The organism is Donghicola sp. (assembly GCF_025210255.1).
GTDB classification, from domain to species: Bacteria; Pseudomonadota; Alphaproteobacteria; order Rhodobacterales; family Rhodobacteraceae; genus Donghicola; species Donghicola eburneus.
In genome coordinates this window covers 1-26,440 of sequence record NZ_JAOARZ010000039.1, presented here as the reverse complement: position 1 = coordinate 26,440, position 26,440 = coordinate 1, and the positions used below count along the sequence as shown (strand labels likewise).

At 58.4% G+C, this 26,440-nt stretch carries 27 protein-coding genes and 1 pseudogene; 21 read left to right on the top strand and 7 right to left on the bottom strand.

The features are described from left to right. Positions 1 to 5: 5 nt before the first annotated feature. From iolE to N4A58_RS17550, 6 genes are all read right to left on the bottom strand, one after another. The gene (gene iolE / locus N4A58_RS17575; protein WP_293711991.1) at positions 6 to 911 is read right to left on the bottom strand and encodes a myo-inosose-2 dehydratase; all 906 of its coding nucleotides are present in this window, start codon (positions 909 to 911) and stop codon (positions 6 to 8) included. A gap of 23 nt (positions 912 to 934) precedes the next feature. Next, positions 935 to 1,927: an inositol 2-dehydrogenase gene (gene iolG / locus N4A58_RS17570; protein ID WP_293711988.1), complete on the bottom strand. Its 993-nt coding sequence runs from the start codon at positions 1,925 to 1,927 to the stop codon at positions 935 to 937. A 36-nt stretch (positions 1,928 to 1,963) separates the two neighbouring features. Further along, complete coding sequence (locus N4A58_RS17565; protein ID WP_293711985.1) at positions 1,964 to 2,992, bottom strand: Gfo/Idh/MocA family oxidoreductase; 1,029 nt, start codon at positions 2,990 to 2,992, stop codon at positions 1,964 to 1,966. 54 nt (positions 2,993 to 3,046) lie between these two features. Next, positions 3,047 to 3,865 (bottom strand): TIM barrel protein, encoded by an 819-nt coding sequence (locus tag N4A58_RS17560; protein WP_293711982.1) that lies wholly within the window; start codon positions 3,863 to 3,865, stop codon positions 3,047 to 3,049. Positions 3,866 to 4,008: 143 nt separating this feature from the next. Further along, positions 4,009 to 5,040, bottom strand: a complete 1,032-nt coding sequence (locus tag N4A58_RS17555) for a LacI family DNA-binding transcriptional regulator (protein WP_293711979.1) — start codon at positions 5,038 to 5,040, stop codon at positions 4,009 to 4,011. Between the two features lie 49 nt (positions 5,041 to 5,089). Next, positions 5,090 to 6,121, bottom strand: coding sequence for a LacI family DNA-binding transcriptional regulator (locus tag N4A58_RS17550; RefSeq protein WP_072703887.1), 1,032 nt, complete (start codon positions 6,119 to 6,121; stop codon positions 5,090 to 5,092). Between the two features lie 171 nt (positions 6,122 to 6,292). Here N4A58_RS17550 and N4A58_RS17545 point away from each other — a divergent pair, with 171 nt between their 5' ends. The 11 genes and pseudogenes from N4A58_RS17545 (at position 6,293) to N4A58_RS17495 (ending at position 15,442) form a co-directional block, all read left to right on the top strand. Next, complete coding sequence (locus N4A58_RS17545; RefSeq protein ID WP_293711975.1) at positions 6,293 to 7,324, top strand: sterol desaturase family protein; 1,032 nt, start codon at positions 6,293 to 6,295, stop codon at positions 7,322 to 7,324. Continuing rightward, positions 7,324 to 8,334 (top strand): sterol desaturase family protein, encoded by a 1,011-nt coding sequence (locus N4A58_RS17540; RefSeq protein ID WP_293711972.1) that lies wholly within the window; start codon positions 7,324 to 7,326, stop codon positions 8,332 to 8,334. The genes N4A58_RS17545 and N4A58_RS17540 overlap by 1 nt, the downstream gene beginning before the upstream one ends. Before the next feature lie 90 nt (positions 8,335 to 8,424). Continuing rightward, complete coding sequence (locus tag N4A58_RS17535) at positions 8,425 to 9,384, top strand: substrate-binding domain-containing protein (RefSeq protein WP_293711970.1); 960 nt, start codon at positions 8,425 to 8,427, stop codon at positions 9,382 to 9,384. Between the two features lie 87 nt (positions 9,385 to 9,471). Then, on the top strand, positions 9,472 to 9,645 hold the full coding sequence (locus tag N4A58_RS17530; RefSeq protein WP_293711968.1) for a hypothetical protein: 174 nt from the start codon (positions 9,472 to 9,474) through the stop codon (positions 9,643 to 9,645). Continuing rightward, on the top strand, positions 9,642 to 10,505 hold the full coding sequence (locus N4A58_RS17525) for an ABC transporter permease (RefSeq protein WP_293711965.1): 864 nt from the start codon (positions 9,642 to 9,644) through the stop codon (positions 10,503 to 10,505). The genes N4A58_RS17530 and N4A58_RS17525 overlap by 4 nt, the downstream gene beginning before the upstream one ends. Before the next feature lie 8 nt (positions 10,506 to 10,513). Next, positions 10,514 to 11,344, top strand: coding sequence for an ATP-binding cassette domain-containing protein (locus N4A58_RS17520; RefSeq protein WP_293711962.1), 831 nt, complete (start codon positions 10,514 to 10,516; stop codon positions 11,342 to 11,344). 97 nt (positions 11,345 to 11,441) lie between these two features. Next, positions 11,442 to 12,401: a sugar phosphate isomerase/epimerase gene (locus N4A58_RS17515; RefSeq protein WP_293711959.1), complete on the top strand. Its 960-nt coding sequence runs from the start codon at positions 11,442 to 11,444 to the stop codon at positions 12,399 to 12,401. A 1-nt stretch (position 12,402) separates the two neighbouring features. Beyond that, positions 12,403 to 13,455, top strand: a pseudogene (locus N4A58_RS17510) (fatty acid desaturase). Between the two features lie 25 nt (positions 13,456 to 13,480). Continuing rightward, a complete protein-coding gene (locus tag N4A58_RS17505) occupies positions 13,481 to 13,792 on the top strand; it encodes a MocE family 2Fe-2S type ferredoxin (RefSeq protein ID WP_293711956.1) in 312 nt (103 codons plus the stop codon). A gap of 40 nt (positions 13,793 to 13,832) precedes the next feature. Then, positions 13,833 to 14,612 (top strand): TIM barrel protein, encoded by a 780-nt coding sequence (locus tag N4A58_RS17500; RefSeq protein ID WP_293711953.1) that lies wholly within the window; start codon positions 13,833 to 13,835, stop codon positions 14,610 to 14,612. Positions 14,613 to 14,626: 14 nt separating this feature from the next. Then, entirely contained in the window at positions 14,627 to 15,442 is an 816-nt protein-coding gene (locus N4A58_RS17495; protein ID WP_293711950.1) for a 3-methyl-2-oxobutanoate hydroxymethyltransferase, read from the top strand. Between the two features lie 27 nt (positions 15,443 to 15,469). On the opposite strand, the gene N4A58_RS17490 is transcribed toward N4A58_RS17495, so the two are convergent. After that, positions 15,470 to 16,507: a LacI family DNA-binding transcriptional regulator gene (locus N4A58_RS17490; RefSeq protein ID WP_293711947.1), complete on the bottom strand. Its 1,038-nt coding sequence runs from the start codon at positions 16,505 to 16,507 to the stop codon at positions 15,470 to 15,472. A gap of 157 nt (positions 16,508 to 16,664) precedes the next feature. Here N4A58_RS17490 and N4A58_RS17485 point away from each other — a divergent pair, with 157 nt between their 5' ends. The 10 genes from N4A58_RS17485 to N4A58_RS17440 form a co-directional block, all read left to right on the top strand. Next, positions 16,665 to 17,639: a substrate-binding domain-containing protein gene (locus tag N4A58_RS17485; protein WP_293711944.1), complete on the top strand. Its 975-nt coding sequence runs from the start codon at positions 16,665 to 16,667 to the stop codon at positions 17,637 to 17,639. Between the two features lie 138 nt (positions 17,640 to 17,777). Further along, positions 17,778 to 18,797, top strand: a complete 1,020-nt coding sequence (locus N4A58_RS17480; protein WP_293711942.1) for an ABC transporter permease — start codon at positions 17,778 to 17,780, stop codon at positions 18,795 to 18,797. Between the two features lie 10 nt (positions 18,798 to 18,807). Beyond that, positions 18,808 to 19,806 (top strand): ABC transporter permease, encoded by a 999-nt coding sequence (locus tag N4A58_RS17475; protein WP_293711940.1) that lies wholly within the window; start codon positions 18,808 to 18,810, stop codon positions 19,804 to 19,806. Positions 19,807 to 19,810: 4 nt separating this feature from the next. Continuing rightward, positions 19,811 to 20,641 carry an ATP-binding cassette domain-containing protein gene (locus N4A58_RS17470; RefSeq protein WP_293711938.1) on the top strand — a complete coding sequence of 277 codons (831 nt, stop codon included), beginning with the start codon at positions 19,811 to 19,813 and terminating at the stop codon, positions 20,639 to 20,641. Positions 20,642 to 20,703: 62 nt separating this feature from the next. Continuing rightward, positions 20,704 to 21,603 carry a sugar phosphate isomerase/epimerase gene (locus N4A58_RS17465; protein WP_293711936.1) on the top strand — a complete coding sequence of 300 codons (900 nt, stop codon included), beginning with the start codon at positions 20,704 to 20,706 and terminating at the stop codon, positions 21,601 to 21,603. 11 nt (positions 21,604 to 21,614) lie between these two features. Next, positions 21,615 to 22,640, top strand: a complete 1,026-nt coding sequence (locus N4A58_RS17460; RefSeq protein ID WP_293711934.1) for a Gfo/Idh/MocA family oxidoreductase — start codon at positions 21,615 to 21,617, stop codon at positions 22,638 to 22,640. Between the two features lie 13 nt (positions 22,641 to 22,653). Beyond that, positions 22,654 to 23,595 carry a sugar phosphate isomerase/epimerase gene (locus N4A58_RS17455; RefSeq protein ID WP_293711932.1) on the top strand — a complete coding sequence of 314 codons (942 nt, stop codon included), beginning with the start codon at positions 22,654 to 22,656 and terminating at the stop codon, positions 23,593 to 23,595. Positions 23,596 to 23,636: 41 nt separating this feature from the next. Then, positions 23,637 to 23,921 carry a putative quinol monooxygenase gene (locus tag N4A58_RS17450; protein WP_293711930.1) on the top strand — a complete coding sequence of 95 codons (285 nt, stop codon included), beginning with the start codon at positions 23,637 to 23,639 and terminating at the stop codon, positions 23,919 to 23,921. 148 nt (positions 23,922 to 24,069) lie between these two features. After that, complete coding sequence (gene iolC, locus N4A58_RS17445; protein ID WP_293711928.1) at positions 24,070 to 25,992, top strand: 5-dehydro-2-deoxygluconokinase; 1,923 nt, start codon at positions 24,070 to 24,072, stop codon at positions 25,990 to 25,992. A gap of 107 nt (positions 25,993 to 26,099) precedes the next feature. Next, positions 26,100 to 26,440: thiamine pyrophosphate-binding protein (locus tag N4A58_RS17440; RefSeq protein ID WP_293711926.1), on the top strand; the 341-nt coding region annotated here is incomplete at its 3' end.

Below are 26,440 nucleotides of genomic sequence, written 5' to 3'. Positions count from 1 at the left end.
TGTCATCACATCATAAAATCGAGGCCGACCTCCTTTGACAAGCGCCTGAGCGTCGCCAACCCCAAAGTCTGATAAAGCAGGGGATTACGGGCCCTCGGATCCTGTTCCGCCTCTATCACAATCCAACCATCGTATCCTTTGGCCGCGAGTTGTGCGAGCAAGGGTTTAAAGTTCACCGCGCCTTCCTGATCGCCAGGAACGGTAAAAACGCCAGCCAAAACACCTTGGATAAAGGACAGACGCTCGGCGCGCACGCGCTGCGCAATGTCAAGCCGCACGTCTTTCGCGTGAAAATGGACCACGCGGTCGATGTGTTTGGCCAGAACCTCCTCGGGATTGCCACCGCCAAAGAAGCAGTGACCCGCATCGAACAGTAGCTTGGTCGCGGGGCCGGTCGCCGCCATGAAGGCATCGATTTCGTCCGGTGTCTCGACAATCGTGCCCATATGGTGGTGATAGGCCAGATGGATGCCTTGTGCCGCCATATAGGCGGCAAAGGCTTCGATCTTTTCGCCGAAGGCCAGCATCTCTGCCGCCGTAAGCGAGGCTTTGTCGTTCACAGGCTTGTCCGCGTCCGAGTGGATCGCGTTCGAGGTTTCGCAGGTCACACAAAACTTGCAGCCGTTCTCTTTCAGCTTGGCGAGATGCGGCTGGAAGGCCGCGATCTCGTCCTCGACCGAACGGGTCAATAACTCGGTCGAATACCAGCCTGAAATGAACTTCAGGCCGTATTCTTCGAGTGTCTCGCGTAGTTCCACAGGATCTTCGGGCCAGCGGTGACCGTTCTCGATCCCGTCGAAGCCGATCTGGCGACCGGCCTCGTCCAGGATGCGTTCGGTCGGGATATCCGCGCCGATCGATCGGTCGTCGTCATTGGCCCATGCAATTGGATTGGTGCCGAATTGGATCATGGTCTCTCCTCCGGTTTGGCCGATCAGGCCAGTGTCACCGCTTTGCCGGTCTGTGCGCTTTCCAGTGCGGCATCCGCCAGTTCCAGCGCCTTCAGGCCGTCAAGGCCGGTGGTCGGGGTGGGGGTGCCGTTCTGGATCGCATCAACAAATGCCGCGATTTCATTGGCATACGCCATGGTGTAGCGGTCCATGAAGAAGTTCAGCAGAGGCGCTTTGTAGTAGCCATCTTCAACCGCGACTTCGACGGTGTTTTCATGGGTGTTCTGCGCGTGCGCCATGCCGAGCGAGCCCAGAACTTCCATACGCTGGTCGTAGCCATAGGTGGCGCGGCGCGAGTTGGTGATAGTGCACTGCTTGCCCGACGCGGTGGTCAGGATGACGTTGACGCTGTCGTAGTCACCAAGCTCGCCAATGGCGGGATCGGTCAGAACGCTGCCTTGCGCCATAACGGTGGTAACTTCTTCGCCCAAGAGCCAGCGGGCCACGTCAAAGTCGTGGATGGTCATGTCGCGGAAGATGCCGCCCGACACTTTGATGTAGGACGCGGGCGGGGCACCGGGGTCGCGCGAGGTGATGGTGACCATCTCGACATCGCCGATCTTGCCGCTGTCGATGGCCGCTTTCAGTGCCATGAAGTCGGGATCGAAACGGCGGTTGAAGCCCACCATCAGGGTCGCCCCTTCGGCTTCAACGGTCTTCAAGGCTTCTTTGACGCGCGGTACGATCAGATCGACGGGCTTTTCACAGAAGACAGCTTTGCCTGCTTTGGCGAATTTTTCGATCAGGTCCGCGTGGGTATCTGTGGGAGTGCAGATGACAACGGCATCCACATCGTCCGATGTTGCGATTTCATCGATCTCGCGGATGTCGCAGCCATAGGTGTCTTGGATGCACTTGGCTGCGTCGGCAAAGGGTTCAGCCACGGCGACCAGCTGTGCTGCGGGGATCGAGGATACTGCGCGGGCATGAACCTGCCCGATGCGGCCTGCGCCGAGAATTGCGAAACGAACGGTCATTGTAGTCTCCGGAATTGGGCCGCTCGGGCCGTGGTGTTAATCGATAAGTACCGTTTGGCCGGTCTCGGACGCTTCGCGCGCCGCATCGAGAACGCGCATGGTGTGCAAGGCACCCGTCGCCGGCACAGGGCCGGGGCCGCCGCTCCGTGCAGCCTGCGCAAATTGGGTGTAGAGGTCTTGGATTTTGGACTGAACCGAGGGGACGAGTTCCGCATTGCCTTCGGTGTGCAGGGTGCCCCATGCCTCTTTGGGTTCGATGCCCCAGCCTTCGGGGTCGTCCGAAGGCATATGGCCCGCCATCACCATCCGCGCCTGCACATCTGTGCCGCGTCCGACATAAGTCCCGAGCGATCCGTAGGCGCGGAATTCGCGCTCGTTGTAGTAGTTTACCTTGGAGCCTGTGATGTAGGAATGCTGGCCGCTTTGGTGGCGGACGTGCACGGCATAGCTCACGTCTGTCGTTCCTTGGGGCAGGTCCATAAAGTCGAGCTTTGCATCAACTGCTGCGGCTGGTCCAAGCAGGAACAGCATCTGGTCGATGAAATGGCTGCCATGGTCGCGCAGCAACCCGCCGCCGGGGCCCGCTTCGAGCGTAGCCCAGTCATCCGCATCCAGGCGGTTGTGGATCGCACGAATTTCCCCAAGGCGACCGCTTTCGACAAGCGACTTCAGAGTGCGGAAGTCCGTGTCCCATCGGCGGTTGTGAAAGATGTTCAACAACACGCCCTTGGCCTTAGCTGCTTCGACCATCTCGGCAGCATCGGCGTAGGTCGGTGCAAAGGGCTTGTCGCAAACCACATCCAAGCCGAGTTCAATTGCCTCGAGCGTCAGAGCTTTGTGGGTCTCAGGCGGAGTGGTGATTGTGACCATCTCGACCTCGCCTGCGGCTGCCATTTCAGCAAGACTGCTATAAACGGGAACGCCCGGAAGATCTTTTGCCAGTTGCGCGATCTTGTCTGCAGAGCGGGCCACAACACCTGCGATATCCACGCCTTCTGCGGCATGTATAAAAGGTGCATGGAACACACGGCCACCAAAGCCGTATCCAACCAAACCAAGTTTCATGAAGTATCCTTTTACCATAGCCGACGAGTGACGGCTGCATGGAGATAAGAGGGCTTAGCCCCGGGCCAACTTTGCTTCGATGAAAGCAAAAGACTGCGAGATCGCTGTCTTGGGATCACTCAGCGCCTGTGTTTTGGGTGAAAAACACTCATAGCTGACCGGTCCATCATACCCCGAATCCAGCAGAGCGTTGATTTGTGACACATTCTCTAGCCGGTCTCTTTCATCCACCAAGACGCGATGTTCGTCTTCCATTGCGCCAAAGCTCAGCGACGGGTCCACAATGGCAGAAATATGGATGATGCCCGTCTGCTCGGGATAGAGCGGCCCACCGCCTGACAGAATGTGGTGGAACGTATCGTGCACCAGCTTGAAGCGATCAGTCGCCTGAAGGTCATTGATGATCCCGACGACCTCTTCCTTGAAGCGAAGCGAAGATCTGCCGAAACCCAAGGGTTCGACTAGAGCTCTCATGTCCGCGGCTACCAGCATAGGATAAATTGCTTTCAACGCGATGCGCGCATTTGCCTGCCGCTCGCCATTTCCGAGGCCCGTCCCGTCGTTACGAGGGATCAAGCTTATGGTTTCGGCGCCCGCTGCTTTGGCGGTCGCAATCAGACCAGCCACCTCGGACGCGCGCGTTTCGTCCCAGCGATTAAAGGGATAAACTTGACTCAGGCCGATTAGCCTCAGCCCCTTTGCGAGCACTAACGCTCCAGCAGCTTCGGCCGCCATTCCGTCGAACAGAGGTCGTCCGAGCGCATCCATATCGTTGCGGGCTTCGACCCCGACGCAGCCAATATCTGACGCCAGATCGAGAAATGCCTCAAAGCTGAGATGTGGAACCGTCATCTGGTTAAGCGCTCTTTGCATAGGGACCTCCTCCTGACCCGTAGCTTGCCATGCAGGCTTTGTCGGACCATGAGGGCGCGCGCGCCTTGACGTCAAAGAACTTGAAACCATTCAACGTCATTTCTGACGTTTGCTGCATTTGCAAAATGACGAAAAAACGTCATTCATACCATTTCGGGCAGAAAGACCGTTGGTGCATAGAACTTGTGATCTGGCAGGGCGGTGCCCTTGGGGTCCAGACTTTGCACGACTAAACTCACTAGATCAGAGCACAAGGCCTGAATGGGCGTCGCGTTGACCATATGCACATATCCCTCTGCGAGAGCAGAACGGCTTTCTCCAGTCAATTCGTTGACGGCAGTATAAACTTTGTTGGGCGGACGCGACTCCCGAAGGGCTGCGATGGCACCCTCCATCCCACCACCCGCGACGAAAATCCCGACCAGATCTGTGTGCCGATTGAGCAAATCTAGAGTCGCTTCGTAGGTGACTTGCCGCGTCTCCAAATTTACCAAGGTGTCAAGGACAGTGAACTCTGGCGCTTCCGCTCGGATAAAAGATCTAAATCCAACTTCGCGAAGATCGTGCCCATGCCATCTATTGCCGCCCACGAAGACAGCTAATTTTCCCGGCGACCTGATGGTGCGGCTCAATAGCCAAGCGGCAGATCGCCCGACTTTCATATTGTTCAATCCCATATATGTGGTTCTAATACCTCGCGCGGCATCGTTAAGCAGTGCGAAGAGGGGTATGCCACGCTGCTGCAAATCGCGGGCGACTTCGTCGATCTTGCGATGGTTGACAGACACACACGCAATAGCATCAACCTCTTCGGATAGGCTCATGATTTCCCGCGCAAAATCGTCAGGTGCCTGAGATGCCGCGTATCGGATTTTCACCTCTCCCCGGATATCCTGCCGCTGCGCCATGGTCGCCTCTAGTTCACTGGAAAAGTTGCGGTAGAACTCTTGATGTCTCTTCACGAGCACGACACCCAACCGCATCAATGGGGAATAGGTGTGTAGCCTTTGCGTCAGGTTGAATTTGTTATGGTATCCGACACGATGCGCAGCGTCCGCAATGCGTTTCAAGGTATCCTCGCGAACCGTCATCCGGCCGTTCAAGGCGCGATCAACGGTCGTGACGCTAACGCCAGCTTCGCGTGCGACGTCTTTTACTGTGGGGCGGTTCGCCATCGGTCAATTGCCTCGTAGAGCAGCGCCACGAAAGCTTCTCTGCGAACTGTTAAACATTTTCAGACGTGTAGATTTCAAAGTTGAGATAGGTCGTAGTGGCGCCAGACTTCAGGTTCCCCAGTTTCGCCGCGACGAGCTGTGAAATAATCTGGCGCGCAAAGGCCTCTACCGGATGGCAGATTGCCATCGTTAGTGTTCCGTCGATCAGGCCTGTACGTGTTGCACCGAAAAGTTCGTAACCAACCGTGACAAAATCATCGGCTTGAGGCCGCTCCCTCAGTGCTTCCAACACCCCCGTCACACCTCCTCCTGATATGAAGAGCCCCTTCAGTTTTGGGTGGCTATCCAGAATTTCGTGCGTCAATTCCTTGGCAATTGCTAAACTTTCTAATGTCGACCGCGGCTCGAGCAGGGTGAAGCTCGGGCAATGCTCGCGGAAGTACGAACGAAACCCTGTTTCGTTCAACTCTTGATTACGATAGCGCGGATTGCCCAATAGAATCGCGACCTCTCCGGGCTCGCGGCACATCCGGTGGAACGCCCATGCTGCCGTCCGACCAACTTTCCAACCGTCAAGTCCCACAAAGCCAACGTCGTGCTGAGCCGACAAGACAGCAATGAGTGCCGTGACCGGCACGCCGTGCTGAATCACTGTATCGATTGCGTCAGATACATAAGGGTGCTCGGCCGCGACCACGCCAATCGAATCCGCCTGAGTTCCTAGAGCGCGAATGCGCGCAGCCACATTCTCGGGGCTCAAATCGCTCAGATACTCGACCTGTAGATCAATATTTGCCGCATGATATGTCTGTGCCGCTCGTGTCAACGCCTTGCCCAGACCGCTGTAAAAAGCACGATCCCCTTGCTGTAGCAGGACGCCGAGCCGATGTGTCTCTCGAGCCCTCATCACCGAGTTCTCGATCGAGCCCAGACCGTAAAACCCGATGTCTTCGGCGGCATACAAAACGCGATCTCGTGTGGGCTGACGCACCGAATCTGGCTGGTTGATGACGCGATTGACGGTCGACACAGAAACCCCCGCCGCATCGGCCAAATCACGAATAGTGGGCCGTCCTACCATCGGCCCGTCCCCTCATTTTGTTTCATTTGGCTCCTCCCTTGAGTTATTTTGAAACAAAATCATGCACTGATTTGAACTAGTCTTGATCGCTCATGCGTCAATCTGTCAACCACTCACTCAATTCAGCACCGCTCATGGGGGAGCATTGGCGGGTTGATCCGGGAGGGACTCATGGACGATTTGCAGTTCGGCACGCGCGACAAGCGCGGCAATTGGGCACCCAGCAAAACGCTGGAGATCGCTCCGTTCTGGACGGGCAAGTTCAGCAAGCTTGGCAGTTTTGCCCTGAGCTACCTGTGGCCCTGGAATATTTTTTACATGGTGATGGCGCTGGCTTACTGGTTCTTTTTGATTGAGCCGAACCTCGCCCTTTATCAGTCCATTTCACTTACGGGGTTTGGCCTGCTCTTTGCGGCGAACGCCGGTGTGATCTTTGCCTCCTTCGGCGGAGTCGAGTTGCTCTACTATACCCGCCGCAAGCAAGAGAACCGCTTCAAGTACAACGCCAAATTCCCGTCAGAAAACCCGTCCGACGTGTTCTGGTTCAAATCCCAAAACCTCGACAACTTCTTGCGCAGCTTCTTCCTGTCGATCCCCATGTGGACGATCATGGAGGTTCTGTTTCTCTACTGCTTTACCAACGGCATCCATGCCTTGGGCTGGCTTGAATGGGAACAGCATTGGGTGTGGTTGGTTGTTTTGACCCTGCTCGGTCCGGCCCTGCACGAGGTACATTTCTTTACCATCCATTGGCTGATCCATCAGCCGCCGCTGTATAAATGGATCCACTCGATCCACCATAACTCGATCAACCCGAGCCCGTGGTCGTCCCTTTCCATGCATCCGGTGGAAAGCTTTGCCTACTTTGTCGAAATCTTCTGGCATCTGCTGATCCCGTCGAACCCGATTGTTGCACTGTTCCAGTCCAAGATGATCGGCTTTGGCGCCCTGAACGGACACATCGGCTTTGATAAGCTTGAGATCACCGAGGACGCCGCGGTCGATAGCCACGCATATGCCCATTACCTGCACCACAAGTACTTTGAGGTGAACTATGGTGGCGAGGGCCTGATCCCGCTCGATAAGTGGTTCGGCTTTTGGCACGACGGCTCGAAAGAGGCCGATGCTCAGATGAAGGCCCGTTTCAAAGCCAAGAAAGACCGCCTGAAAGCAAAGGCCGCTGCTGCCGAGGCCCGCGGTTAATGGTAAACGATCTCGCATACGGCACGCGTGACAAGCGCGGCAATTGGCGCCCGAATGCGCCAATCGCCCTGCCGCCCGTGTCCGCGGGCGCCCTAAAGAAGCTTCCCGGCTTTGTGCTCGGGTATCTCTTCGGGTGGAACACGCTCTACATGGCGATCGCGCTGGCCTACTGGCATTGGGCGCTGCCTGAGACACAGGTTATGGCCTCGCTCGAATGGGGTTGGACCCTGCGCATACTGGCGCTGAACATTGCTGGTGCCGCGCTGTTCTTTGGTGCCTTCGAGCTGCGTCTGTACATGCAGCGCGCCCAAGAGCGCCGCTTCAAATACAATGGCACGTTTCCCGCTGAGAAGCCGTCAGATGTCTTCTGGTTCCGCTCGCAAGCATGGGACAATGCATTGCGGTCGCTGTTCGTGACCGTGCCGATTGGCACCGCGATCATGGTGGTGGTCATGTGGCTGATGGCATCTGGCGCCGTACCGACCATCGACAACCCGATCTGGGTCATCGCCTTAGTTCTATTCGCGCCAATCCTGCACGAAGGCTACTTCTTCTTTGTGCACCGCGCGATCCATTGGGAGCCGATCTACAAACGGGTACATTCGGTCCATCACAATTCGATCAATCCTAGCCCTTGGTCGTCCCTGTCTATGCATCCGGTCGAGTCTACACTGTATTATGGCGCACTTGTTTTGCAGCTCGCGCTCTTTTCAAATCCCTTTGTCGTGCTCTGGCTTTTCGTGCTCGCCACCTTTGGCGCCATCGTCGGGCACCTTGGATTTGATCGCCTCGAGCTGGGGCAACAGCGCTCTGTGACCAGCCACGCCTACGCCCACTACCTGCATCACAAGTATTTTGAGGTGAACTATTGCGACGACGGGTTTTTGCCGTGGGATCAATGGCTTGGAACCTGGCACGACGGCACAAAAGAGGCCGACGAAAGAATGAAAGCCCGCTTCCGCGCCAAGCGTGAGGCCAAGGCCAGAAGAACGGGAGGGTCCGCCAAATAGCGGCTCTCGCGCCTTCGGAAAGAGGAGCTTCCGAAGGACCACTAAATGTTCGCACCGCAAAAACGCGGTGACTATAGGGAGGAAACGAACATGAAACTGAAGAACCTTTTTGCTGCTGCATCGACCGCGGCTCTGATGGCAACCAACGCAATGGCTGCCGACATTGCTGTGATCGCAGGTTCGATCGAAGACGGCTTCTTTAACTTGATCAAAAAGGGCGTTGATGACGCGACCCTGATGGTCGAAGCGAACGGTGGTTCGGTGAACTACCTGCGCACCCCCAACTATGACAACTTTGGCCCCGATCTGGTAACCCTGATCAACCAGGCAGTCGCTCAGGGTGTTGATGGCATCGCGATCCCCGTCTGGGTTCCCGAAGCGCAGGTTCCCGCACTGCAGGCAGCTGCAGAGAAGGGCGTCACCATCATGATGTACAACTCGGGTCAGAGCGTCAAAGAAGACGTGAACGGCGTGAACTACTTTGGTTCGGACGAGTACGTCGCTGGCTTTGAAGGCGGCAAGTACATGGTCGAGAACGGCGCAACCAAGATCCTGTGCCACATCCAGACCCCCGGCGCGATCAACCTCGAAACCCGTTGTAAGGGTGTTGCCGAAGGCGCAGCCGAAGCCGGTGCAGAAGCTGTGATCCTGCGCGTTCCTGCGAACCTTGACGGTGACATCACCGGTACCGCCGAAGCGATCAAGTCCGAGCTGGTTGCTGACCAGTCGATCAATGCTGTGATCACTCTGGCCGCATGGTCGGCAGACGCTGCAACCAATGCTGTGGCTCAGATCGGTGCAGCTGACCGCGTGAAAATCGGCTCGTTCGACATGAACCCCGCTGTTCTGGACCGCATTCAGGCGGGCACCCAGACCATGGCAATCGACCAGCAGCCCTATCTGCAAGGTTTCCTCGCGACCTCCATGCTGGCCGCGCACCTCGATTTCGGCACTGAGCTTGCAACGGATCCTGTTCTGACCGGACCTGCAATCATCGACGCCTCGAACGTCGAGAGCGCACTGGCAGGCGTAAAGCTTGGCGCCCGCTAATCCCTTACTTTTGCCTTCGGCAGGCCAGCCCTGCCGAAGGACTTTGATGCATGTGCGCACGGTATATTGCGCTGAGGAGACACTTGAATGACCGACAATACCGCCAACGCAACCAAACCATCGGGAGGCTTCTCCATCGGTAGCCTGTTCCGCCGACCAGAGGTCGGTGCCTTTGTCGGCATGATGCTGGTTTTCTATTCTTTTCTTACTTTGGCTATGACCGGAATTTTCTGTCGCCCTTCGGTACCTCTAGCTGGGTGAACGCGGCCTCGACCATCGGCATCATCGCGATCCCGATTGGCTTCTTGATGATCGCGGGCGAACTCGACATTTCCATCGGCGCGGTTGTACCCGCCGCTAAAATGACCATGGCGATTGCTTGCGGCTTCTACGAGTTGCCGATCCTCGCGGGTCTCTTGATCACTTTTGGGATCGCGGCATCGATCGGTTGGATCAATGGCATGCTGGTCACACGCACCAAGGTGCCCTCGCTTATTGTTACCCTCGCAACCCTGTTTGCGGTATCCGGCGCGACCCTGTTCCTCTCGCTGCTGCTGACTGACACCACGAGCCAAGCGCTGACCTCGCCTGCGTGGGCCAAGGCTCTGTTCGGTGACTATCACATCTGGGGCTTCCAGAGCTCGGTGTTCTGGTGGATCGCTCTGGCAGGTTTGCTGTACTATGTTCTGCACTACTCGCCTTGGGGCAACTGGCTGTTCGCTCTGGGTGGCGATCAGGACAGTGCGCGCAACGCCGGTATCCCCACAGACAAGCTGAAAATCGGTCTGTTCATGCTGGCGTCGATGGCAGCGGCTCTGTCGGGCGTGTGTGAAACCGTCCTGTCGAACTCTGCGACTACGACCACCAACTTTGCTCTGATCTTCAACACGATCATCGCTGTTGTTGTGGGTGGCGTGCTGCTGACCGGTGGTTTTGGCACCGTGGCTGGCATCTTCTTTGGGACTGCAACCCTGTCGATTGTGCAGCAGGGCATCGGCTATACCCCGTTCGACCGTAACCTGTCCTCGTTGATCATCGGTGTGATGCTTCTGATCGCAGTTCTGATGAACGACAGCTTCCGCTCCATGGCCACCAACTGGGCCAGAAAGAAGAAGGAATGAGGCCAGATATGTCTACAAATACGCCTGTTATTGAACTTCGTAATGTCGACAAAAGCTTCGGCCCCATCGACGTCCTGCACGAAATCAGCCTGAAGGTCCGCGCTGGCGAAGTGCTCTGCCTGCTCGGCGACAACGGCGCTGGTAAATCGACCTTGATCAAAACCCTGGCGGGGGTTCACGCCCCAACCCGCGGCGAGATCTTGGTTGATGGAAAACCCACCACCTTCGACGGTCCGCGTGACGCACAGGATCAGGGCATCGCAACCGTGCACCAGTTTGGCGGCACCTATCCCCTGATGTCGATTGGCCGCAACTTCTTCCTTGGCATGGAGCCCACCAAAGGTTTCGGTCCCTTCAAGATCTTTGACCGTGCCAAAGCCAACAGGATCGCGGTGGAAGAAGTCCAGAAGATGGGGATTACCCGCATCACCGACGGTGACCGTCTGGTCGGCGGTTTGTCGGGCGGTGAGCGCCAGTCGCTGGCGATTGCCCGCGCGGTGTACTTCGGCGCCCGCGTTCTGATCCTCGACGAGCCGACTGCGGCTCTGGGTGTGAAGCAGGCGGCCCACGTTCTGCGCATCGTCAACGAGGCGAAAAAGCGTGGTCTGGCTGTGATCTTCATCACCCACCAGGTGATGCACGCGATGACCGTGGGCGACCACTTCGCCGTTCTGATCCGCGGCGCGATCGCAGCGGACTTCCGCAAGGGCGAAAAGACCCGCGAAGAGATCACCGACCTCATGGCAGGCGGCGAGACCATGGCTGATCTGGAAGCCAGCATCGAGGGCTTTGTCGAGTCCCACGACGGTCACTATCCGCAGGCCCAAGCTGCGGAATAAGACCTTCCTCCCCGAAAGGTGGCCTGTTCCCAAGCGGGCCGTCTTGCCCCCTGATTTTCTAAATTTTTGAGCGCGACCCCTTTTTTTGAGGTGCAAGATGAAGCTTGGCTTTGTTTCCGATAGCCTAGGCGGCATGACCCGTGACGAAATGCTGGACCACGCGGTCCGCATGGGCGTTTCCGGGGTCGAGGTAAACACCTGTGGCTGGTCCGCTGCGTCACATTTCGATCTGCCTGCGATGGTCACCGATGCATCCGCGCGCGAAGAATTTCGCAAAGCATTCGACAATCGCGGTCTCGAAATTATCTCGCTGAATGCCAACGGCAACCCTGTGCATCCGACCCAGCCCGAACAGGGGCAGGGGCTGCGGGACACCATCCGTGTGGCCGGTGAAATGGGGATCAAAACCGTTTGCACCATGTCCGGTCTGCCCGCAGGATCGGCCAATGACACGCTACCAAACTGGGTCGTGTCTTCTTGGCCGCCCGAGACCCAAGACATTCTGCGCTATCAATGGGAAGACGTGCTAGCCCCTTTCTGGACAGAGATCGTGGACCTCTGCCGTGAACACGGTGTCGAACGGATCGCACTCGAACTGCACGGCAATCAATGCGTCTACAACGTCCCGTCTATGTTCAAGCTGCGCGAGATGGTCGGCCCGACCGTGGGGGCCAACCTTGATCCGTCCCACCTGTTCTGGATGGGCGCAGATCCCCTGATCGCGGCCGAGACTCTGGGAGAGGCGATCTATCACATCCATGCCAAAGACACCTTGTTGAACGCGCCCAAGCAAGCGACGACTTCGCTTCTGGAAAACGGCTCGCTCATGGATATCCCCGCGCGGTCGTGGAGCTACATTACCCTCGGCTTTGGTCATGGCGAGGACTGGTGGCGCCAGTTCTGCTACCGCCTGAAAATGGGCGGCTACGACGGCTGGCTTTCCATCGAACATGAAGATGTGCTGCTCAACAGTCTGGAAGGTTTGGAGAAATCGGTCGCGTTGTTGCAGCGGGTGATGCCTGTCGCGGCATCCGACTACAAGCCGCAGAACATATAACATGCCCCGCGATTACAGCCTGATCGGGCCCGATGCCCAACGTGCTGTCGACGCAGGACTGGTCACCGAACACTGGTACCGCACCCACATCGACCGCAAAGAGATGAAGGCCCTCATGCGGCGTTCCGATGGGCCAGCGATCCGCGATACGGCCATCCTGTTCGGTTTGATGGTGATCTTTGCGGGCATCGCGATCGCGCTCATGTCGTCCTGGTGGTCTCTGCCTTTCTGGCTGGCCTATGGCGTGCTCTATGGTTCGGCAATGGACAGCCGCTGGCACGAATGCGGGCACGGGACTGCTTTTAAAACACGCTGGATGAACCAAGTGGTCTACCAGATCGCGTCCTTTTGCATGATCCGCGATCCCCATTGCTGGAAGTTCAGCCACGCACGGCACCACTCGGACACGATTATTGTGGGCCGCGATCCCGAAGTGGCGATCATGCGCCCTGTGGTGGCGCTGAAAGTCGCGATGAACCTGTTCGGCCTACCTGATATGTTCAGCGGGTTTCGTCTGATGGTGCTGCACGCGGCCGAGAAGATTGACCCCGAAGAGGCGGAATATCTGCCGCCAATGTTCGCCGCCAAAACCATCCGCACCGCGCGGATTTGGATGGCGATTTATGCGCTGACCCTAGCAGCTGCACTGTGGTTCCAATCGTAGATTCCGGTGCTGCTGATCGGATTGCCGCGCCTGTTTGGCTGCTGGCACATGGTGATCTGCGGCTGGCTTCAGCATGGCGGGCTTGCGGATAACGTGACCGACTACCGCTTGAATTGCCGGACGGTCTACATGAATCCCGTCAGCCGCTTCATCTACTGGAACATGAACTACCATGTAGAGCATCACATGTTCCCGCTGGTGCCGTACTACCGACTACCGGAATTACACCAAGAGTGCGCGTGGGATTTCCCCGCGCCCTGCCGGTCCTTTGCTGCGGGCTACGCGGAAATGCTGCCCGCCCTGTGGAGTCAGCGCAAAGACCCGGACTTTCATATTTGCCGTCCGCTACCCGCAACGGCCAACCCCTACCAAGACAACCCCGCCGCTTGAACGGCACGACTGGAGGAGAGACCCCATGGCTGAATGGGTAAACGCATGCGCGATCAATGATGTCGAAGAAGAGGATGTCATCCGTTTTGACCACGGTGAGCGCACCTTCGTGATTATTCGCGACCACGAAGACAACTACTATTGCACTGACGGGATGTGCACCCACGAGGATGTGCACCTCGAAGACGGCCTAGTGGTCGAGGCGACCATCGAATGCCCCAAGCACTCGTCGATCTTTGACGCGACGACCGGCGAGGTCGAAACACCACCCGCCTGCGAAAACCTCTGCACCTATCCCACCAAGATCGAAGACGGCCGCGTCTACGTCGAAATCTGATCGGGCAGGGTGCCTGATCTCCACATCTTTGAGGCACAAGATGACAGAACATTTCCAATTGGCGGCATGCGCCGAAATGCTGTGGCAGGACAAACCGATCGAGTGGCGCGCCGCGCGCCTGACCGAACGCGGTCTTGGCGTGGGTCTGTGGAACTGGCCCGCGCACGACTTGGACAAGCTTGAGAAGGTCGGCGCTAACTACACCATCATGAACGGCTATCTGGTCGGTCGCCTAACCGACACCGAAGGCGCAGACATGCTGCTAGCCTCGGCGCGGGAAACAGCGCAAGTCGGCAAGCGTTTGGGCGTGGATCGTCTGAACCTTCACGGCACCGGCCTTGGCGATGGCGGCATTCCGATCCCCCAGCACGGCACCTTTGCGCCGGGCATGGAACTGCGGGCCCGCGATACTCTGAACCGCATCTGCGATATGGCCGAAGAAAAGGGCGTGACCTTTACGCTCGAAAACCTGAACCCGCTGGATCACCCTGGTTGCCCGTTCGGATCGACCGCAGATGTGCTCTCGCTGGTATCGGCTGTGAACCGTCCGCAACTGCGCATCAATCTAGACCTCTATCACACCCAAATTGGCGAGGGCGATCTGATCCGCTGGTGCGAAGCCTGCTTGCCTTGGATCGGCGAAGTTCAAGTCGCCGACAACCCCGGTCGTTGCGAGCCCGGCACCGGAGAAATCAACTACGCCGCTGTCGCCAAGGCGCTGCACGCCATGGGCTATTCCGGCCCCGTGGCGATGGAAGCCTTTGCCGAAAGCGATTCCGACGCGGCCCTCGACGCGTTCGTCGTGGCCTTCACCCTCTGAAAGAAAGCGAACCGATGTACCACAACCGCCCCCACGTCGAAGACATCCGCGCCATGAAGAAGCGTGGCGAGAAAATCTCGATGCTTTATGTCACCACGCTGGAAGAGGCCGCCGCCGCAAACGAGGCGGGCATCCACATGCTGTCCATTGAGCGTAAATACTGGACGCCCGAGATGCGCGAAGCGGCGGGCAGCTGTTTTGTGCAGGTCGGATTGCCCTATGGCCCGCATGGCCCCGCAGGTGCCAAGCTGATCACCGCCGAGGATTACCTGCGCGCCGCGTTCGAAGCAGGCGCGATCGGTGCGGATTGCTACTATTGCGCGGCGTCCTATGACATCCAGAAAGCGATGGCGGACAACCATCTGGCGGTGGTCGGACACATCGGCCTGATCCCGTCCTACATCACGTGGACCGGCTGGCGCGCTGTCGGCAAAACAGGTGACGAGGCAGCGGCCCTTTATGCTCATGCCAAGAAGATGGAAGAGATCGGCGTTTTCGGTGCCGAGCTCGAGGTCGTCCCCGACCGCGTGGCAAAGCACCTTACAGAAAACTCCAGCCTGATCATGTTGGGGATGGGCGCAGGCAAATACGCCGACGCGCAATACCTCTTTACCGAGGATGTCTGCGGCTACGGCGTCAACCACAAGCCCCGTCACGGCAAAGTCTACGCGGATCTTGGCGCCAAGATGAAAGAGCTGCAGGACGCTCGCATTCAGGCCTTCAAGGACTTCAAATCCGACGTCGACACCGGCAGCTATCCAGAAGATTGTCATTCTGTGCCAATCAAAGACGTAGAATATGACGCTTTCCTAAAGTCGATTAAGGATTGAGCGCAGTGTTTGAGCACGGGATTGGGATTAAATGCTCTCCGGTGTGACAATCTCAAGCGGGACGGTACGCTGAAGCGTCGTTCCGCCGGCCTTATCCTTAGTGACATCAATCATGGTTTCCACGAGGTTGTTAGAGATATCCTTCAGCGGATGACACAACGCAGCGGTAATCAATCCTTCTGTCAAACCTTTGCGGGCTTCGGGGCCGATATCACGACAGATCAAACGAACACCTTTTCGCTGCTCTTCAGGCGCTTCCCGAAGAGCTCGCAGCACACCAGAAATGCCGCCGCCTGCGATCATGACGCCAGACAGCTTTTCGCCCGTCGAAAGAAGTTCTCTCATCATTTGGTAGGACACATCGTTGTCTTCGTTGGTGGGGCGCGAGTCCTCCACCGTCAGATGCGGCGCGTGTTCGCGAATATACGAGCGGAAGGCAGCGTCGGCCATGTCCTGACATTGATAGCGGTGGTTCCCAAGGAACAAAGCAATCCGACCGGGCTCTGGCGACATCTCGGACACGAACCATGCGGCGGTGCGTCCAAGTTTCCAGTTATCCAGCCCGACAAAGGCGGCACGATCCGGTGCGCTCTGGTCGGTGATGTAGGCGACAGTGGGTTTGCCTTTGAGCTTTAGGTCGCGAATGGCCTGTCCAATCAGGGGGTGATCCGCGGCAATCACAGCGACCGCATCGCATTCTTCGCCCAAAGCGGTCAGGCGCGCGGCGATATTTGATGGCTCCAGCCGGTCCACGAAGTCAATCAGAGGGGTCACCTTCTCGCCTCGACGCTGCACGGCAGCCTCTTGAATGCCGCTCGCAAAGATGCGGTAGACCTCTCGGCTGGACTGCTGAAGCAAGAAACCGAAGCGGTAGGAGGGACGCTGCTCGTCGTGGCGGGCCTCAATTACACCCAACCCATAGTAACCGATTCTTTCGGCTGCGGCCTGAACACTCTGGATTGTCGAGGCGCGCACTTTGGAGGTTCCAGCTAAAATGCGGTTCACGGTCGACACGCTGACGCCAGCCTCTTTGGCTAAGTCCGCGATGGTGGGGCGATTTTTCATAATGACGTATCTTCATTTCATTTTGGCGTGACACAAAATGAAACAAAAAAGCCATTTTATTGCAAGAAGTATTTCACGTGTGATTGAGTTGCGGTAACTTGTCGCTAACCGGTCACACAGGGAAGTGGCCAGGTTTTTCCAATGGGAGGAGAACTCAATGTCTATCACAACCCGCGTTGCGCGCGGCCTTTTGGCGACCGCTGCTTTCACCATGGTAGCTGGCACCGCAATGGCTGCAGACATCTTTGTTATCGGCGGTAAGCCCGACGACCCGTTCTGGTCGCGTGTTAAAAAGGGCGCAGAAGACGCAGGTATCGTTGCCGAAGCACAGGGTGGCTCGGTCACTTGGCTTGGCCCGCAGAACTACGACAACTTGGGCCCCGATGCCGCGGAACTGATCCGTCAGGCGATCGACCAAGGTGCAGACGCAATCGTTGGCCCCGACTGGGTCCCCGAAGCAATGGACCCCGCATTCGAAGCTGTAGTTGACGCGGGCATCCCGCTGGTTATCTACAACGCTGGTGGTCTGGACGCAGCCGACAAACTGGGTGCCATGAACTACGTTGGCGCAGTCGACGCAAAGTCGGGCTACGCGGCCGGCGAATACTTGGGCAAGGCTGGCAAGAAAAACGGCGCGTGCGTCAACACTCTGCCCGGCGCAGCGAACATCGAAGCGTTCTGCTCGGGTTTCATCGAAGGTATCGCCGCAGCTGGCGGCGAAGGTTCGACCCTGCAACTGCCCGCGACCGCATTCGGCGATGCAACCGCAGTTGCTCAGGCGGTCCGTGCACACCTGCTGCAGAACCCTGACGTTGACGCGCTGTTCGCTATCGGCGACGCAGACACCAACGCGGCCGTTTCTGGCATCCAGCAGGCTGGCAAAACCGGCCGGGTCGAAGTTTGCGGCATCAACTTCAACGAGTCGATCTTGGCGAACATCCAAGCTGGTTCGCAAGCATGTGCCATCGACCAGCAAGGTTACCAGCAGGGCTTCTTTGCTGTGTCGATCCTGAACAACTTCGTCAACTACGGCGTAACCATCCCCACCCGTGAAATCCTGACCGGCCCCGGCGTGATCGATGCGTCGAACGTCGAGCAGGTCATCGAAGGCGTGAAGGCTGGCGTCCGCTAATCCTCTCCCCACGTGTCGGACTTCGGTCCGGCACACTTGAAGAAGGCCGCCGGCACTCCCCGGCTGGCCCTCTTCGCCAAGGCTAATCCGGAGCATTCGCCAAGGTTAGCAGAGACCGACCAAACAGGAATCGCTTAGATGTCTACGCAATCCTCATCCGATGCGGGTGGATTTTCGATCGGTGATCTCATTCGGCGGCCCGAGACCGGGTCCCTGATCGGGTTTATCGTGGTGTATGTATTTTTCGCCAGCCTCGGCGGCGCTGTTTTCATGGGTGCCCCAGGTTGGTCGAGCTGGCTGAACATCGCAGCCGAAGTCGGAATTATCGCACTGCCCGTCGGGCTGTTGATGATTTCTGGTGAATTTGATTTGTCCGTCGGTTCTATCATTCCGGCGTCCTCCATGACCGCAGCTATTCTGTCCGGTCATTACGAGCTGCCCGCTCTTGTCGGGATCATCGGCGGCCTGAGCGTCGGCCTGCTGGTTGGCTTCATTAACGGTCTGATCGTCACACGCACCACCATCCCCTCGCTCATCGCCACCATCGGCTCGATGTTCGCTGTGATGGGTCTGACGCTGGGTCTGGCGGTTCTGATCAAGGGCTCGACCAGCGTGTCCTACGTGCCCGATCCGGTCACCAAAGGCCTGCTTGGCACATTTATCAATGGCATGTTTAACGTCTCGATCTTCTGGTGGCTCGGTTTTGTGGCGGTCTATTACTTCCTCGTCCACGTTGCACCCATCGGAAATTGGGTTTTCGCCATGGGTGGCGACCGCGAGAGCGCCCGCAACGCTGGCATCCCCACTGACAAACTTACCATCGGCCTGTTCATGGCTTCGGGTTTCGGCGCAGCTTTTGTCGGCATCGCACAAGTTATGACCTATCAAGCTGCGCAGGTTGCTGGCGGTCAGTCCTTTATCTTCAACTCGATCATGTGTGTGGTTATCGGCGGCGTGCTGCTGACCGGCGGGGCAGGGTCCATCATCGGCATCGTGCTTGGCACCATGACCTTTGCGGTCGTGAACCAAGGCATCTTCTTTGCAGCACTGGATCCGAACATCGGCTCGATCATCATCGGTGCCTTGCTGCTGACAGCTGTTCTGTCGAACGACACCTTCCGCGCCCTCGCCATGAACTACGCAACAAAGAAGAAGTGAGGACGGACACATGGACACGATTTCAAGCCTCTTCCGCCGTCCCGCTGCAGCTTCGGTTCTCAGCCTGATCGGTGTACTGTTCTTCTACGTCATCTTTGGCGGCGTTGATCTGAACCAACTGTCTGGCGCAGCCAGCTGGGTGAACTACGCAGCACGCATCGGCATCGTTGCCCTACCCGTCGCCCTCCTGATGATCTCGGGCGAGATCGACATTTCGATCGGCGCGATGATCCCTGCAGGGGCCATGACCACCGCGATCGTCGCAGGCCATTACGAGATGCCCATGATCGTTGCGATCATCGCAGCTCTGGCTGTCGGTGTTCTGGTCGGCCTGTTCAACGGCCTCTTGGCGACCCGCACTTCGGTGCCCACGCTGATCATTACCCTTGGCACGCTTGTGGGCATGCAGGGTATCGTTCTGGCCGGCTCCAAACTGCTGACGGGTGCGGCTTCGGTTCCGATTACTGCGCCTGATTGGGCCAAGACTGTCTTTGGAGACTTTATCTTCGGCGGCAGCCATCAGGTTGTCATCATCTGGTGGGTCATCCTGACCGCGGTCTTCTGGTTCTTTGCCCACCAGAGCAAGTACGGCAACTGGATCTTCGCCATCGGCGGCGACAAGGTATCGGCTAAGAACGCAGGTATCCCCGTCGACAAGATCACCATCCTGCTCTTCATCGGCACTGCAACATCCGCGTCCTTTGTCGGCATGTGCCACGCAATCCTGTTCAACTCGGCTCAGGTCTCTGGCGGGATGAACGACATCTTCAACATCATCGTCAGCGTGGTCGTAGGTGGCGTGCTCCTGACAGGCGGTTTCGGTTCGATCCTCGGCGTATTCGTCGGAACGATCACCTTCGCCATCGTCATCAAGGGCATCGACTTCACCGCAATCGACCGCAACTGGGCCAACTTGATCATCGGCGTCATGCTGCTGGTCGCCGTCGGAATGAACGAAACCTTCCGCAAGAAAGCCCTCACTGCCGTCACCAAAAAGAAGAAAGGCTGAAACTATGTCTACAAATACGCCTGTTATCGAACTCCGTAATGTCGACAAAAGCTTCGGCCCCATCGACGTCCTGCACGAAATCAGCCTGAAGGTCCGCGCTGGCGAAGTGCTCTGCCTGCTGGGTGACAACGGCGCCGGCAAATCGACCCTGATCAAAACACTAGCGGGCGTTCACGCCCCCACCCGTGGCGAGATTTTGGTCGACGGCAAGCCCACCACCTTCGACGGCCCTCGTGATGCTCAGGATCAAGGCATTGCGACCGTGCACCAGTTCGGCGGCACCTACCCGCTGATGTCGATCGGCCGCAACTTCTTCCTCGGGATGGAGCCCACCAAAGGCTTTGGCCCTTTCAAGGTCTTTGACCGCAAGAAGGCCAACCAGATCGCGGTGGAAGAAGTCCAGAAGATGGGCATCACCCGCATCACCGATGGCGACCGTCTGGTCGGTGGCCTTTCGGGCGGTGAACGTCAGTCGCTGGCAATTGCCCGCGCCGTCTACTTCGGCGCCCGCGTTCTGATCCTCGACGAGCCGACTGCGGCGCTTGGCGTTAAGCAGGCGGCGCACGTTCTGCGCATCGTCAACGAAGCCAAGAAGCGCGGTCTGGCGGTGATTTTCATCACCCACCAGGTGATGCACGCAATGACCGTGGGCGACCACTTCGCAGTTCTGATCCGCGGCGCGATCGCAGCGGACTTCCGCAAAGGCGAGAAGACCCGCGAAGAGATCACCGACCTGATGGCTGGTGGCGAGACCATGGCCGATCTGGAAGCCTCAATCGAAGGGTACATGGAGACCCACGAAGGCCACCCGCCGAAAGTCGCCACCGCTGACTAAAGACTTCGCGCGCCGCAGAGGAGGCGGCGCGCTCTCGAAATTACCCTTTGGAGGATAGACGCATGAAAATCGCGCTCGACCCGTTTATGCACCGCCACCTCTCGCTCGAGGAATTGCCCCACAAAGTCAAAGAATTGGGCTTTGACTGGATCGAAATGAGCCCCCGTGGCGATTTCCTTGAATGGTTCAAGGCGCCCCGCGTCTACCCCGACCGCATCAAGAGCTTCAAGAAAGCGCTGAAGGATGCGGACGTTGGCATCGCGTCGCTGCTGCCCATGTACCGTTGGGCCTCGAATGACGAGACCGAGCGTCAGGCCGCCGTTAAGCATTGGAAGCGCGCCATCGAGATCGCGGTCGAGATGGAAATCGACACCATGAACTCCGAATTTGGCCGCGGCCCGCACCCGGATAAGGGCTCGTGCTACTGCTGCCACACCGGCTCTATGATCGAGGCTTGTGAGGACGCATGGTGGCGTTCGATGGAAGAACTCGTGCCGATCTTCGAGCGCGAAGGCATCAACCTGCACGTGGAACCCCACCCCGAAGACTGGTGCGAAACCCTGCAGCCCTCGCTGGACATCATCCGCACCGTGAATTCCAAAAACGTGAAGTTCCTGTATTGCGCGCCGCACACCTTCTACTTTGGCGATGACACCAAAGAAATGCTGCGCGAGTGCAAAGACATCATCGCCCACGTACACGTCGGCGACACCTTTAACCACAAGGCATCGAGCGGTCTGCGCTACATCCTGAACCCTCCGGGCACCAATGCCCGCGTCCACCAGCACCTGAACATCGGTCAAGGCGAGGTTCCGTGGGATGACTTCTTTGGCACGCTGGCTGAAATCGGCTTTGACGGCATCATGACCTCTTGCGTCTTTGCCTGGGAAGACAAGGCAGACGAGTCCGGCCATTTCATGCGCAAAGAAATCCAGCGCTACGTCGACAAATATTTCAAATAAGGGGCTACGAGATGGCTTTGAAAGTTGGTGTCATTGGCACTGGTATGATCGGCCAAGATCATATCCGTCGTCTGACCAAAGTCCTGTCCGGCGTTGAAATCACCGCCGTCAACGACATTGATGTGGAGCGCGCCCGCGAGGCCGCTCCCTATGGTGCAGAGGTGTTTGAAACCCCTCAGGCGTTGATCGAGTCCGACAATGTCGACGCGATCGTCATCTGCTCTTGGGGTCCTGCCCATGAAGAGCAGCTGCTGGCCTGCATCGCTGCCGGCAAGCCCGTATTCTGCGAAAAGCCGATGGTGACCTCGGAAGAGAGCGCGCTGAAGGTGATCGAAGCAGAAGTGGCTTTCGGCAAGCGTCTGGTTCAGGTGGGCTTCATGCGCCGCTTTGACAGCGATTACCGCCAGTTAAAGCGCGTGATCGACAGCGGTGTTGTTGGCACCCCGTTGATCTACAAGTCGGTTCACCGCAACGCTTCGGTGCCCTCGCATTACATCTCGGACATGTGCCTGAACGACACGCTGGTGCATGACGCGGATATCTCGCGCTGGCTCTTGTCGGACGAGATCGTCGGTGTCGAAGTGCGCTATCCCCGCCGTTCCAATGTCGGCGGCAACGATCTGAAGAACCCCGTGATTGTGCTCTTGCACATGGAGGGTGGTGCGATTGTTGACGTCGAGATTTCGGTGGCAATCCAGTACGGCTACGACATCCGTGGTGAAGTGTCCGGTGAAACCGGCGTTGCGTCGCTCCCGAACCGTCCCGCGACTGTGGTCACGGACATGAACGGTATTCGTCAGGCGATGCCTGAAGACTGGCGCGAGCGCTTTATCGAAGCCTACGATCAGGAATTCCGCGAGTGGATCATCGCCGCAGGGCAGGGTACCGCAACCGGTCCCAGCGCTTGGGACGGCTACGCCTCGACCCTAACCGCCGATGCAGCTCTGCGTGCAGCAGACAGCGGCAAATTCGAAAAAATCGCCATGATCGACAAGCCTGCGCTCTACAGCGAGCCGCAAGCCTTGGCAGCAGAGTGATCCGGAGCTCCTCATGAAACTCTCCATTTGCACCGATGTCATGGGCGATATGTCCTTCACGGACATGCTCGACAAATGTGTTGATCTCGGTGTCGAAGGCATCGAGATGACCGGCGGCGGCTGGTCCAAGGGCCCCCACTTCCGCGCGGCCGAATTGCTGGTGGACAAAGGTCTGCTGAAGCAGAAGTTGGCCGAGATCAAAGCCCGTGGACTGGAAATCGCTGCGCTGAACTGCTCTGCCAACCCGTTGGATCCCGGCGCGATGGGCGAACGCCACCTGAAAGAGATGAAGGATACCATCACTCTGGCAGGTGAAATCGGCGTTGAGACCATCGTCACCATGTCAGGTCTGCCCGAAGCAGCCCCCGGTGACACAGTGCCGAACTGGCTGGTCTACACCAAGTCCTGGCCCGACGAGATGCCCGAGCGCGACCGGTACCAGTGGGAAGACCGTGCGTTCCCCCTCTGGCACGATCTGGTCGAGTTCGGTCAGAAGGCCGGCATCAAGCGCTACGCGCTGGAAAACTTCAGCGCGATGCTGGTGTGGAACCCCGAGACCCTGTTCCGTCTGCGCAACGAAGTGGGCGAGATGGTCGGCATGAACCTCGACCCTTCGCACCTGATGTGGATGGGCGCAGAGCCGATCGCGTCGGCCCGTGCACTGGGTAAGGCAATCCACCACTGCCACGGCAAAGACACCCGCATCGAGCGCGGTCTTTGCGACATCAACGGCCTTCTGGAATTGAAGGACGTGACTGACGTGGCCAACCGCTCGTGGAACTACGTTGCCGTCGGTGCAGGTCGTGACCTGCAGTGGTGGAAGGAGTTCTTCTCGGTCGTGGGCATGTGCGGCTACAACGGCTGGGTTTCGCTGGAGATGGAAGATTTCACCATGTCCACGAATGCGGGAATCCAATCGTCGATCGACGCGCTCAAGGCCACCATCATCCGCTAAGGAGGCGCGGTGGTCAGCACACGGCCACCGCATCACACACCATGTACAAGTTCATCATTACCATCGATTGCTTGCCCGGCACGCGCGAGACGATCTTGTCCCGTGCGCCAGAAGCTCAGTCGGCGACCCGCGCAGAGCCCGGCTGCCTCGCTTATGATTTCTACACCTGCACGGACAATCCGGACCGTCTCGTGTTCGTTGAAACTTGGGTCGATCAGGCCGCCCATGATTTTCACATGGCGCAGCAACACACCAAAGACTTCATCGCTTTCCACGAGCAATTTCACAGCAATCTGGTTTTCGAGACGATCAACATCGCGTCCTGAAAGCTGACACGATTTGGAGCGATTGCACGCTCCGATGAGACGAAATGACACGAAATGCGGCGCTTTGGAGTTCTGACCTTTTCGCCGCAACACCCAGAGACGAAAACGACCGCGCAGCACCTGTTGGCGCGCGTAGGGAGGACAGAGAATGAGCGATTTGGACGTAATTACGATTGGTCGTGCTGGCGTTGATTTGTACGGGGCGCAGATTGGTGGGCGTTTGGAGGACATGGGGTCTTTCGAGAAGTACATCGGCGGCAGCCCGACAAACATTGCGTGCGGAACGGCGCGTTTGGGTCTGAAGACAGCTCTGATCTCTCGTGTTGGGGATGAGCACATGGGGCGGTTCATTCTGGAACAACTGGGGCGCGAGGGCGTGTGCACCGATGGTGTGGTGACGGATCCCGAGCGTCTGACAGCATTGGTGATCCTCGGCATTCGCGACGAAGAGCAATTCCCCCTCATCTTCTACCGCGAGAACTGCGCGGACATGGCGCTGTGCAAAGACGATATTGACGAGGGTTTCATCAAGCGGGCGCGGGCGGTTGTGGTGACGGGCACGCACCTGAGCCACCCGCGCACCGAAGCGGCTGTGATCAAGGCGCTGGAACTGGCGCGCAAGCACGGGCTGCGCACCGCTCTGGACATCGACTATCGCCCGAACCTTTGGGGCGTGGCGGGCCATGGGGACGGTGAGAGCCGCTTTGTGGAAAGCGCCAAGGTCACCGAGAAGCTGCTGTCGACCCTGCATTACTTTGACCTGATCGTGGGCACCGAAGAGGAGTTCCACATCGCGGGCGGCTCGACCGATACGGTCAAGGCCCTGCGCGCAGTGCGCGAGAACTCTGGCGCAACACTGGTGTGCAAGCGTGGCGCTTTGGGGGCTGTGGCCTTCGAAGGCGATGTGCCGGACAGCCTGGATGATGGACAGACCGGCGAGGGCTTCCCCATCGAGGTGTTCAATGTTTTGGGCGCGGGCGACGGGTTCTTCTCTGGTCTGCTGAAGGGCTGGATGGACGATGCCGGTTGGCCGACAGCGCTGAAGTACGCCAATGCTTGCGGGGCCTTTGCGGTGAGCCGTCATGGCTGCACGCCGGCGTACCCTTCGTTGACCGAGCTGGAGTATTTCCTGGAGCGCGGCGTCAAACAGAAAGACCTGCGCAACGATGCGGATCTGGAGCAGATCCACTGGTCCACCACCCGCTACACTCGCAATGCGGGCGACTGGTCGACCATGCGCGTCTTTGCCTTTGACCACCGTTTGCAGCTCGAAGAGATGGACGGGTATACCTTGGCCAAGGGCGGCGAGTTTAAAGAGCTGTGCATGAAGGCTGCCGTTCAGGTGCAGGATGGCCGCGATGGGTACGGTATTCTGTGCGACAACCGCATTGGCCGTTCGGCCCTGCACGCGGCAAGTGGCTCGGGTCTGTGGATCGGGCGTCCAACGGAATGGCCGGGCTCGCGCCCGCTGACGCTGGAGCCGGAGCTGGGGACTGATTTTGGCGGTCTGAACCAGTGGGCCAAAGAGAATGTGGTGAAGTGTCTGTGCTTCTGCCATCCCGATGACGACGCGGCGACCCGCGCCGATCAGGAAGCCACCGTCAAGCGCCTGTTCGAGGCGTCGCGCCGGAATGGTCTGGAGTTCCTGCTCGAGGTGATCCCGTCCAAGGTCGGCCCGATCGATGACGAGACCACCCCGACCCTGATCCGCCAGTTCTACGAGATCGGTGTCTACCCTGACTGGTGGAAGCTGGAGCCTCTGAAAACTGCGGAGGCTTGGGCCAAGGCCGTGGCGGCGATCGAGGAATACGACCTGCACACCCGCGGGATCGTGGTTCTGGGCCTGGATGCCCCCGAGGCAGAGCTGGCGGCGTCGTTCGAAGTGGCGGCGGGCTTTGGTCTGGTGAAGGGCTTTGCGGTGGGCCGGACGATCTTTGGCGATGCGGCGCGGGCCTGGATGAAGGGCGAGATGTCGGACGAGGCTGCGATCGAACAGATGGCGGCGCGCTACACCCGCCTGTGTCAGGTCTGGGATACGGCCCGCGAGAGCGCACGGCGCAACGCGGCCTGAGGATGGATCGGGCGTGTGCGGGGGCCAGCCCCCGCGCCCCCGGAGTATTTGAGACAAAGTTGAAAGCAGGGGCCTGCGTTGAGGGGTCCTTTGTGCGGGAGAAGACGATGGGCACGATCCGGCTGACAGCGGCGCAGGCCATGGTGAAGTGGCTGAGTGTACAGCTGACCGAAGAGGGTGAGCGGTACATTGACGGCATGTGGGCGATCTTTGGCCACGGGAATGTAGCGGGCATTGGCGAGGCGCTGCATGCTTGCCGCGATGTGTTCCCCACCTGGCGCGGCCAGAACGAGCAGACCATGGCCCATGCGGCGATTGCCTATGCCAAGGGCAAGAAGCGCACGCGGGCGATGGCCGTGACCTCGTCCATTGGGCCGGGGTCCACGAACGTGGTGACGGCTGCGGCGCTCGCGCATGTGAACCGGTTGCCGCTCTTGATTGTGGCGGG

What these genes read in the sequence shown, in the direction of transcription:
- N4A58_RS17480 (WP_293711942.1), top strand. Translation starts at nt 17,778, where the DNA reads ATGTCTACGCAATCCTCATCCGATGCGGGTGGATTTTCGATCGGTGAT.
- N4A58_RS17495 (WP_293711950.1), top strand. Translation starts at nt 14,627, where the DNA reads ATGTACCACAACCGCCCCCACGTCGAAGACATCCGCGCCATGAAGAAG.
- N4A58_RS17505 (WP_293711956.1), top strand. Translation starts at nt 13,481, where the DNA reads ATGGCTGAATGGGTAAACGCATGCGCGATCAATGATGTCGAAGAAGAG.
- N4A58_RS17515 (WP_293711959.1), top strand. Translation starts at nt 11,442, where the DNA reads ATGAAGCTTGGCTTTGTTTCCGATAGCCTAGGCGGCATGACCCGTGAC.
- N4A58_RS17545 (WP_293711975.1), top strand. Translation starts at nt 6,293, where the DNA reads ATGGACGATTTGCAGTTCGGCACGCGCGACAAGCGCGGCAATTGGGCA.
- N4A58_RS17500 (WP_293711953.1), top strand. Translation starts at nt 13,833, where the DNA reads ATGACAGAACATTTCCAATTGGCGGCATGCGCCGAAATGCTGTGGCAG.
- iolE (WP_293711991.1), bottom strand. Translation starts at nt 911, where the DNA reads ATGATCCAATTCGGCACCAATCCAATTGCATGGGCCAATGACGACGAC.
- N4A58_RS17475 (WP_293711940.1), top strand. Translation starts at nt 18,808, where the DNA reads ATGGACACGATTTCAAGCCTCTTCCGCCGTCCCGCTGCAGCTTCGGTT.
- N4A58_RS17565 (WP_293711985.1), bottom strand. Translation starts at nt 2,992, where the DNA reads ATGAAACTTGGTTTGGTTGGATACGGCTTTGGTGGCCGTGTGTTCCAT.
- N4A58_RS17460 (WP_293711934.1), top strand. Translation starts at nt 21,615, where the DNA reads ATGGCTTTGAAAGTTGGTGTCATTGGCACTGGTATGATCGGCCAAGAT.
- N4A58_RS17560 (WP_293711982.1), bottom strand. Translation starts at nt 3,865, where the DNA reads ATGCAAAGAGCGCTTAACCAGATGACGGTTCCACATCTCAGCTTTGAG.
- N4A58_RS17485 (WP_293711944.1), top strand. Translation starts at nt 16,665, where the DNA reads ATGTCTATCACAACCCGCGTTGCGCGCGGCCTTTTGGCGACCGCTGCT.
- N4A58_RS17490 (WP_293711947.1), bottom strand. Translation starts at nt 16,507, where the DNA reads ATGAAAAATCGCCCCACCATCGCGGACTTAGCCAAAGAGGCTGGCGTC.
- N4A58_RS17450 (WP_293711930.1), top strand. Translation starts at nt 23,637, where the DNA reads ATGTACAAGTTCATCATTACCATCGATTGCTTGCCCGGCACGCGCGAG.
- N4A58_RS17520 (WP_293711962.1), top strand. Translation starts at nt 10,514, where the DNA reads ATGTCTACAAATACGCCTGTTATTGAACTTCGTAATGTCGACAAAAGC.
- iolG (WP_293711988.1), bottom strand. Translation starts at nt 1,927, where the DNA reads ATGACCGTTCGTTTCGCAATTCTCGGCGCAGGCCGCATCGGGCAGGTT.
- N4A58_RS17535 (WP_293711970.1), top strand. Translation starts at nt 8,425, where the DNA reads ATGAAACTGAAGAACCTTTTTGCTGCTGCATCGACCGCGGCTCTGATG.
- iolC (WP_293711928.1), top strand. Translation starts at nt 24,070, where the DNA reads ATGAGCGATTTGGACGTAATTACGATTGGTCGTGCTGGCGTTGATTTG.
- N4A58_RS17470 (WP_293711938.1), top strand. Translation starts at nt 19,811, where the DNA reads ATGTCTACAAATACGCCTGTTATCGAACTCCGTAATGTCGACAAAAGC.
- N4A58_RS17465 (WP_293711936.1), top strand. Translation starts at nt 20,704, where the DNA reads ATGAAAATCGCGCTCGACCCGTTTATGCACCGCCACCTCTCGCTCGAG.
- N4A58_RS17540 (WP_293711972.1), top strand. Translation starts at nt 7,324, where the DNA reads ATGGTAAACGATCTCGCATACGGCACGCGTGACAAGCGCGGCAATTGG.
- N4A58_RS17455 (WP_293711932.1), top strand. Translation starts at nt 22,654, where the DNA reads ATGAAACTCTCCATTTGCACCGATGTCATGGGCGATATGTCCTTCACG.
- N4A58_RS17550 (WP_072703887.1), bottom strand. Translation starts at nt 6,121, where the DNA reads ATGGTAGGACGGCCCACTATTCGTGATTTGGCCGATGCGGCGGGGGTT.
- N4A58_RS17530 (WP_293711968.1), top strand. Translation starts at nt 9,472, where the DNA reads ATGACCGACAATACCGCCAACGCAACCAAACCATCGGGAGGCTTCTCC.
- N4A58_RS17555 (WP_293711979.1), bottom strand. Translation starts at nt 5,040, where the DNA reads ATGGCGAACCGCCCCACAGTAAAAGACGTCGCACGCGAAGCTGGCGTT.